Origin of the sequence: Streptomyces sp. NPDC059398 (genome assembly GCF_042751845.1) — a bacterium.
Classification (GTDB): Bacteria; Actinomycetota; Actinomycetes; order Streptomycetales; family Streptomycetaceae; genus Streptomyces.
Map to the genome: position 1 here is coordinate 66,648 of NZ_JBHYWP010000026.1, position 8,561 is coordinate 75,208.

An 8,561-nucleotide genomic window follows, 5' to 3' on the forward strand; every position below is an offset into this window, starting at 1 on the left:
CGTCGCCCCCCCCCCGGTCTTCTCTCAGTAGGGCTGGGGGGGGGGGTTCCGGTGTGGGGGGCTGGGGTTGCTGGGGTGTACGGCGCTGGCCCCCGCCGCCCCCCCCCCACGGCGACGACGACGAACAGCAGCACAAGCGCACCGGCCATGATCCGGTTCCTGGTTTTCGGGTCCACGCCAACGAGGTTACTTGCCGGGCCCCAGCGGCCAGGCGGCGACCACCTCGTACCGTGGCTGCCGCCCGCTGCGTACGAGGGCCGTCTCCCGCACGGTCCACGGGCTGCTCACGAAGCCGGCCAGGGTCTGCGCGTACGGATCGAGCGCGGTCCGGCCGTCGCCGCGGGCCAGGGTGAGATGCGGCACGTACGGGTGCTCACGCTCCACCGGTACGCCCGCCCCCACCGCCGCCTCCTCCACCGACGCGGCCAGCCGCCCCACCGCGTCCACATCGCCGGCGGCGCCCGCCCACAGCGACCTGTCCCCGAACCTGCCGCCACCTGCGACGCGCAACGTGAAGGGCGCGTGGCCCTGGGCGGCCCGCGCCAGCCGGGGTGCCAGGGCGGGGACCAGACCGTCGTCCACCTCGCCCAGGAAGGCGAGCGTGAAGTGCCAGCCGGGCCGTTCGGTCCAACGCAGGCGACCGGCGCCGGGCAGCGCCTGTGCCCGGTCGACCAGCGCCCCGAGCTGACGGGCCGCGTCGGGCGGGGGCAGCAGTGCCACGAAAAGCCTCATGGGGGCAGTCTCCCGGGCGACGGGCCCGGCCCCGTTCGTTCGTGGCGTGTCCCGGGCAGCCCCTCCCGGTTTCGTCGCCGCCCCCGCCTGGCCGGTTCCCGGCGTGCCCCGGTTGCCGTGCGTATCGTTGTACCGCGCGACTGCCCGCACCCTGCGGCAGTGGGGAGGAGCGCCACGATGACCGTCGTCGACGACAGGATCGAGATGGCCGACACCAGCGACGAGCGCACTCTGGACTCCATGTTCGAGTGGCTTGAGCCGACCCCCGAGGGATTCAAGGTCGAGATCGTCGGGGGGAACATTTTCATGTCACCGCAGCGGGACACGCACTGGGACATCATCCTGGACATCGTCGAGCAGCTGCGCACCGTGTATCCGCGCCAGCGGGTGAAGTCCGATGTGCGCATCGACTTCCCCGGGCTGCTGAACGGCTTCGCCTCGGACGTCGTCGCTCTCGTGGAGGGGGCCGTCAAGGACGAGAAAGGGCACTGGCGTTACCAGGACATCGAGTTCGTCGCCGAGGTGATCTCCAAGAACACCGCCGCCAACGACTACGGCCCGAAGAAGACCACGTACGCCACCGCCGGCGTTCCCGTGTACGTCATCGCCGATCCGTACACCGGCAGGTGGCAACTGCACACGCTGCCGAAGGAGGACGAGTACCACGGCACCGTGACACTCGACTTCGGCTACCCCATCGACCTGACCGGCACAGCCGTCGGCCTCACCCTGGAGACCGCGGACTTCCCCCGGGACTGACGCGCCCGACGCGCCGGGAAGCCCGGCAACCGGTCCCGCCGGGCCGGGGGTGTGTGCCCCGGCCCGTGTGCGGGGCCGTCCGTGTTTCAGGCCGCCGTGGCGAGCTGTTCGCGCGGTACGAAGCCCACATGGCGGCGGCCGCGCCTGAGGTCGACCTCCAGGCGGAGGTTGGCCGCGCGGGCCAGCATCAGGCCGACGCCCAGCGCCGCCAGTGCGCAGACCAGGCCGCCCAGCATGAAGCTGACGCGGACGCCGTACGAGTCGGTGAGCCAGCCGAAGAGCGGGCCGCCCAGCGGGGTTCCGCCGGTGAAGACCATCATGAACAGGCTCATCACCCGGCCCCGCATCTCCGGTTCGGTGCCCATCTGCACCGAGGAGTTGGCGGTGACGTTGACCGTCAGGCCCAGGATGCCGATCACGGTGATCAGCGGGACGAACATCCAGATCGACGGGGACCAGGCGGTGATCATCTGGAGCGCGCCGAAGACGACCGCGGCTCCGACCAGGATGCGCAGCCGGGAGGTGCCGCGGCGGGCCGCGAGCAGGGCGCCGGCCAGGGAGCCGATGGCCATCAGGGTGTTGAAGAGGCCGTACATCCCGACGCCGCCGTGGAACGTGTTGTTGGCGAACGCGCTGAGCCAGATCGGGAAGTTGAAGCCGAACGTGCCCACGAAGCCGACCAGGACGATCGGCCAGATCAGATCAGGGTGCTTGGAGACGTAATTGAGGCCCTCGCGGAGCTGCCCCTTGCCGCGCGGGGTGCGCAGCGTCTGGTGGAGTTCGCTGCTGCGCATCAGCAGGAGCCCGGTGAGCGGGGCGAGGAAGGAGAGGCCGTTGGCGAGGAAGGCCCAGCCGGGGCCGACGGCCGCGGTGAGACCACTCGCGACGGCGGGGCCGATGAGCCGGGCGGACTGGAAGTTGGCCGAGTTGAGGCTGACGGCGTTGCGGACCTGGTCCGGGCCGACCATCTCGGAGACGAAGGACTGCCGGGTCGGGTTGTCGACGACGGTGACAAGACCGGTGAAGAAGGCGGTCAGATAGACGTGCCAGACCTGCACATGGCCGGTGAGGGTCATCGCGGCGAGGAAGAGACCGCCGACGCTCATCGCGCCCTGGGTGCAGAAGAGCAGCTTCCGCTTGGGGAAGCGGTCGGCTATGACTCCGCCGTACAGGCCGAAGAGCAGCATCGGCAGGAACTGCATGGCCGTGGTGATACCGACGGCGGCGGACGATCCCGTGATGCTCAGGACCAGCCAGTCCTGGGTGATACGCGCCATCCAGGTGCCGGTGTTGGACACGACGGCACCGCTGGCGAACAAGCGGTAATTACGGATCTTCAACGAGCTGAACATCGAAGTCCGGGTAGAAGTTTCTTGCGGTGCGGGGGCGGAGTCTGCTCCGGGTCCCGTACTCAACAGTGGTCGCCTCCTGGGCGTAGACAAGGTCACCGGGGTGACCGCTTACAGGGGTTACGGGGTCAGAGCTGGGCGAGTTTCTCCAGGACGGGGGCGGCAGCGCGCAGCTTCACCCAGTCGTCCTCGTTCAGCCCTTCGGCCAGCTCGGCCAGCCAGACATTGCGGCGGCGCCGGCTCTCCGCGAGCATCGCCTGCGCCTCCTCGGTCTGGCTGACGACCTTCTGTCTGCGGTCGTCCGGGTGCGGTTCCAGCCTGACCAGGCCCTTGGCCTCCAGGAGCGCCACGATGCGGGTCATCGAAGGCGGCTGCACATGCTCCTTGCGGGCCAGCTCACCGGGGGTGGCGGAGCCGCAGCGGGCGAGGGTCCCCAGCACCGACATCTCGGTCGGGCTCAGCGACTCGTCGACGCGCTGGTGCTTGAGCCGGCGGCTCAGTCGCATCACGGTGGAACGCAGTGAGTCGACGGCGGCAGCCTTGTCGGCGGGCGAAAGGTCAGGCATGTTCGTTAGCGTAACTCATTACCTATGCTAAAGACCAACCGAGTATGCCATCCGGTGAGCGAGATCACCCGTACGAGTGAGATGAGGCGCGAAAGTGACGCGCGGCGGCGCCCGGCCGCACGACGCTGTCGGTATGGGATCGACCGTGCTCAGCCTGCGCATAGACGGGGAGCTGCTCGCCCGGCTCCGGAACCACGCGGCCAAACGCGGAATGAGCGTCCAGGACTATGTGGTCCGGACGCTCATTCGCGACGACTTCGACGAACGGTTCCAGTCGGCCGTCGACGAGACGGAGAGGTTCTACGGGCGTACGTAGCCCGGACCTCCTACGTGAGGCCGAGCGCCGGCATCGCGTAGTAGAAGACGAAGACCGCCGACACGATGTACATCGCGGCCGGCACCTGGCGCCAGCGGCCGACGGCGATCCGCAGCACGGTGAAGGAGATGAAGCCGATCCCGATGCCGTTGGTGATCGAGTAGGTGAACGGCATCATCACCATCGCCAGGAACGCCGGGATCGCGATGGTGAAGTCCGACCAGTCGATGTCCCTGACCGAGCCCGCCAGGATCAGGAAGCCCACCGCGACCAGCGCCGGGGTGGCCGCCTGCGAGGGCACCATGGTCGCCACCGGGGTCAGGAACAGCGCCACCGTGAAGAGCAGGCCCGTCACGATGCTGGCGAGCCCGGTACGGGCGCCCTCGCCGACCCCCGCCGTGGACTCCACGAAGCAGGTGTTGGCGGACGACGAGGTCGCACCGCCCGCGGCGACCGCGACGCCGTCCACGAACAGCACCCGGTTGATGCCGGGGAAGGTGCCGTCCGGCTTCGTCAGCTTCGCCTCGTCGCCGACTCCGAGGATGGTGCCCATGGCGTCGAAGAACGACGAGAGCAGCACGGTGAAGACGAAGAGGATGCCGGTCAGCACACCGACCTTGTGGAATCCGCCGAACAGGCTGAACTGACCGACAAGCCCGAAGTCCGGCGACGCCACCGGGTTGCCCGGCCACTTCGGGGTGGTCAGGCCCCAGCTGGGGACCGTGGCCACGGCGTCGACGATCACCGCGGCGATCGTCATCGTGACGATGGAGATCAGGATCGCGCCGGAGACCTTGCGGACGATCAACGCCAGCGTCAGCAGCACACCGACCACGAAGATCAGCACCGGCCAGCCGTGCAGATGACCGTCGGAGCCGAGCTGGAGCGGGACGGTGGTGTGCGCGGTGTCCGGGACGCGGGAGACGAAGCCCGAGTCGACCAGGCCGATCAGCAGGATGAAGAAGCCGATCCCGATCGCGATGCCCTTGCGCAGACTGAGCGGTACGGCGTTCATCACGCGTTCCCGCAGCCCCGTGGCGACGAGGAGCATCACGACGATGCCCGCCAGGACGACCATCCCCATCGCGTCGGGCCAGGTCATCCGGGGCGCGAGCTGGAGCGCGACGACGGTGTTCACGCCGAGTCCGGCCGCCAGCGCGATCGGCACATTGCCGATGACGCCCATCAGCAGCGTGGAGAAGGCGGCGGTCAGCACGGTGGCGGTGACCAGCTGGCCGCCGTTGAGCTGGTGGCCGTTCATGTCGTGCGCGCTGCCCAGGATGATCGGGTTCAGCACGATGATGTAGGCCATCGCGAAGAAGGTCGCGAAGCCGCCGCGGATCTCCCGGGCGATGCTCGAACCGCGCTCGGTGATCTTGAAATAGCGGTCAAAGGCATTCTGCGGCCCGCCGGATGGCGATGGTGGAACAGCGTCGACCGGAGCGGTGGCCGAGGGAGACATGCGCGCGACCTCAAGTGTCATGTGTTGAGAAACGGCCATATTTGGACGTTTAAACGAAAGGAACGAGCCAATCGAAAGCCGTTTCAGTATGAATACATAAGGCGAAGATCGCTATCTCCGCGCGTAGAGCCTTGGGCCACCTGGCCCGGCACCGGCTCCGGTTCCCCCGCATAGACTGTCGGTCATGGCGAAGTGGACACCAGTACATGAGGCACCCGAGCCCCTGGAGGGGCCCGTTGTCGCCACCATCACCGGCGGCACGGTCATCTGGTTCGTCCTCTTCCTGGTGCAGCTGCCGTTCTACGGCTGGTTCGACGACCACGGACATCTGTGGTGGCTCTGGACCTGCGCGGCCGGCGGCGCGCTCGGGCTCGTCGGGGTCTGGTACGTACGGGGGCGCGACGCCGCCATCAAGCGCGCGGCGGGCCGGACGGCGGACAGCGCGGACCATGCGGACCATGCGGACACTGGCGGGGCCGGCGAGGGCCAGGGCCGGGACGGCGCGTAGCCGGCCCGCTACAGCCCCGCCCGCCACAGTCCCGCCCGCCGCCCCCTACAGCTCCGGTCGGGGTCCGTACGGCCACAGGACGAGCCGCGTCCTGTCCGCCCTCCTCCCGAAGGCTGATCTTCCGGTATCTCACCGGGTAAACGTGTGGTTCTGGCCTTAACGTCGGATCCATGACGCAAGGGCCGTATATCGACGCGGGGGCCGAACTCGACCCCGTCCACCCCGTCGAGCTGCCGCATCCGGCCCGCGCGACCGGGCTGACCACCGCCGAAGTGGCCGAACGCGTGGCCAGGGGCGAGGTCAACGATGTGCCCGTACGGTCCAGCCGCTCCACCGCCGACATCGTGCGGGCCAACGTCTTCACCCGGTTCAACGCGATCATCGGTGTGCTCTGGGTGATCATGCTGTTCGTCGCACCGATCCAGGACAGCCTCTTCGGCTTCGTGATCATCGCCAACACCGGTATCGGCATCATCCAGGAGCGCCGCGCCAAGAAGACACTCGACAGCCTCGCGGTGGTCGGCGAGGCCAAACCGACCGTGCGGCGGGACGGGACCGCCGGGGAGATCTCCACTTCCGATCTGGTCCTCGGCGACCTCATCGAACTGGGCCCCGGCGACAAGGTCGTCGTGGACGGCGAGACCGTCGAGGCCGAGGGACTGGAGATCGACGAGTCACTGCTGACCGGCGAGGCCGACCCCGTGCACAAGAAGCCCGGCGACGCGATGATGTCGGGCAGTTTCGTCGTCGCGGGCGGCGGGGCGTTCACAGCCACCCGGGTCGGCCGGGAGGCGTACGCTGCACAGCTCGCCGACGAGGCGTCCCGCTTCACGCTCGTCCACTCCGAGCTGCGCAGCGGTATCTCCACCATCCTCAAGTACGTGACCTGGATGATGGTCCCGACCGCCGCCGGGCTCATCGTCAGCCAGCTGGTGCACGAGCGGCACGACCTCAAGGACTCCATCGCCCGGACCGTCGGCGGTATCACCCCGATGATCCCCGAGGGGCTCGTCCTGCTCACCTCCATCGCCTTCGCCATCGGCGTCATCCGGCTCGGCCGCAAGCAGTGCCTCGTCCAGGAACTCCCGGCCATCGAGGGGCTGGCCCGGGTCGACGTGGTCTGCCTGGACAAGACCGGGACGCTCACCGAGGGCGGGATGAACGTCACGGAGCTGCGGACGCTGGACAGGCCGGGTGGGTCGGACGGGTCGGACGGGTCGGACGGTTCCGATGGGCCGGGCGGTGCGGACGAGACGTATGTACGGCGGGTGCTCGGGGCCTTCGGCGCGTCCGACCCGCGCCCCAACGCCAGCCTCCAGGCGATCGTCGACGCCTACCCGGACACCTCGGGCTGGCGCTGCACCCGGGCGCTCCCCTTCTCGTCGGCCCGCAAGTACAGCGGCGCCGCCTTCAGCGAGGGGGACGGCGAGTCGTCGGCCTGGCTGCTCGGGGCGCCCGACGTACTGCTGCCCGAGGGGGACCCGGCGCTCCAGGAGGTCGGCCGGCTCAACGAGGAGGGGCTGCGGGTGCTGCTCCTGGCACGGGCCGAGGGCAGCCTGGACGGCGCGGACAGCGGTCCGGGGGACGGCGACAGCGGCACCCACACCGGAACCGGAACCGGCAGCGACGGCGACGGCGACGGCCCGGACCAGGACCCTGACCCCGAGACGGTGGTGGCCGGGGCGCATCCCACCGCGCTGGTGGTGCTCGAACAGCGGCTGCGCCCCGAAGCGGCCGACACACTGGCCTACTTCGCCGACCAGAACGTCGCCGCCAAGGTGATCTCCGGTGACAACGCGGTCTCGGTGGGAGCGGTGGCAGCGAAGCTGGGTCTGGACGGGGCCACGGACACCGTGGACGCCCGGCAGCTCCCCACCGAGCAGGAGGCGATGGCGGATTCGCTCGACTCCCACTCGGTCTTCGGCCGGGTATCGCCCCAGCAGAAGCGCGACATGGTGGCGGCGCTCCAGTCGCGCGGCCACACGGTCGCGATGACCGGCGACGGCGTCAACGACGTACTGGCCCTGAAGGACGCCGACATCGGTGTGAGCATGGGCTCGGGCTCGGAGGCGACCCGGGCGGTCGCGCAGATCGTGCTGCTCAACAACAGCTTCGCGACGCTGCCATCGGTGGTGGCGGAGGGCCGCCGTGTCATCGGGAACGTGACGCGGGTGGCGACGCTCTTCCTGGTCAAGACGGTCTACTCGGTGCTGCTCGCCATCCTGGTGTCCTGTTTCCAGATCGAGTACCCGTTCCTGCCACGGCACTTGACCATGCTCTCCACGCTGACGATCGGCATCCCGGCGTTCTTCCTGGCCCTGGCCCCGAACAAGGAACGCGCGAAGCCGCACTTCGTACGGCGGGTGCTTCGGTACTCGATCCCGTGCGGCACCATCGCCGCCGTCGCGACCTTCGTGGCGTATCTGATCGCCCGGCACTACTACGTGGGGGCCGGCTCCCTGGACGCCGAGACGAGCGTGGCGACCCTGACGCTCTTCCTGGTCTCGATGTGGGTCCTGGCCATCATCGCCCGCCCGTACACCTGGTGGCGGGTCTGCCTGGTACTGGCGATGGCGGGCGCGTTCCTGCTGGTCATGGTGGTCCCGGCGCTCCAGCACTTCTTCGCGCTGAAGCTGGTGGGGGCGGCGATGCCCTGGATGGGCGTGGGCATCGCGGCGGTCGCGTCGCTGGGGGTCGAGCTGGTCTGGCGGTGGGTGGACCGCCACCACCCGGGCTGAGCCACCCGGGACTGAGCCACCCGGGCTGGGCCGGGGGTGTCGGCGGAAGTCCGGGCCGCCCGCAGAGCCGGCGCGGCGGCGGGGGGCCCCGCCGCGGCCGGCCGCCCCCCCCCCCCCCCCCCCGACCAGGT

Annotated in this window: 8 protein-coding genes; 4 read left to right on the forward strand and 4 right to left on the reverse strand. The window is 69.5% G+C overall.

Annotation, left to right across the window (positions count from 1 at the left end; all coding sequences use genetic code 11):
- Window positions 1-186: 186 nt before the first annotated feature.
- On the reverse strand, window positions 187-732 hold the full coding sequence (thpR, locus tag ACFXBC_RS12660) for an RNA 2',3'-cyclic phosphodiesterase (protein ID WP_385022524.1): 546 nt from the start codon (window positions 730-732) through the stop codon (window positions 187-189).
- Between the two features lie 177 nt (window positions 733-909).
- Between thpR and ACFXBC_RS12665 the strand changes: the two genes are divergently transcribed.
- Window positions 910-1,491, forward strand: a complete 582-nt coding sequence (locus tag ACFXBC_RS12665) for a Uma2 family endonuclease (protein WP_385022527.1) — start codon at window positions 910-912, stop codon at window positions 1,489-1,491.
- An 86-nt stretch (window positions 1,492-1,577) separates the two neighbouring features.
- Here ACFXBC_RS12665 and ACFXBC_RS12670 read toward each other — a convergent pair whose 3' ends face one another.
- Window positions 1,578-2,906 (reverse strand): MFS transporter, encoded by a 1,329-nt coding sequence (locus ACFXBC_RS12670; protein WP_385022530.1) that lies wholly within the window; start codon window positions 2,904-2,906, stop codon window positions 1,578-1,580.
- Window positions 2,907-2,968: 62 nt separating this feature from the next.
- The gene (locus ACFXBC_RS12675; RefSeq protein WP_385022533.1) at window positions 2,969-3,406 is read right to left on the reverse strand and encodes a MarR family winged helix-turn-helix transcriptional regulator; all 438 of its coding nucleotides are present in this window, start codon (window positions 3,404-3,406) and stop codon (window positions 2,969-2,971) included.
- A 133-nt stretch (window positions 3,407-3,539) separates the two neighbouring features.
- On the opposite strand from ACFXBC_RS12675, the gene ACFXBC_RS12680 reads away from it, so the two are divergent.
- Entirely contained in the window at window positions 3,540-3,722 is a 183-nt protein-coding gene (locus ACFXBC_RS12680; RefSeq protein ID WP_385022536.1) for a ribbon-helix-helix protein, CopG family, read from the forward strand.
- 10 nt (window positions 3,723-3,732) lie between these two features.
- On the opposite strand, the gene ACFXBC_RS12685 is transcribed toward ACFXBC_RS12680, so the two are convergent.
- Complete coding sequence (locus tag ACFXBC_RS12685) at window positions 3,733-5,184, reverse strand: NCS2 family permease (protein ID WP_385022566.1); 1,452 nt, start codon at window positions 5,182-5,184, stop codon at window positions 3,733-3,735.
- A gap of 184 nt (window positions 5,185-5,368) precedes the next feature.
- On the opposite strand from ACFXBC_RS12685, the gene ACFXBC_RS12690 reads away from it, so the two are divergent.
- Complete coding sequence (locus tag ACFXBC_RS12690) at window positions 5,369-5,692, forward strand: DUF2530 domain-containing protein (protein ID WP_385022539.1); 324 nt, start codon at window positions 5,369-5,371, stop codon at window positions 5,690-5,692.
- A 170-nt stretch (window positions 5,693-5,862) separates the two neighbouring features.
- Window positions 5,863-8,430: a cation-translocating P-type ATPase gene (locus tag ACFXBC_RS12695; protein ID WP_385022542.1), complete on the forward strand. Its 2,568-nt coding sequence runs from the start codon at window positions 5,863-5,865 to the stop codon at window positions 8,428-8,430.
- The last annotated feature ends 131 nt before the right edge of the window (window positions 8,431-8,561 follow it).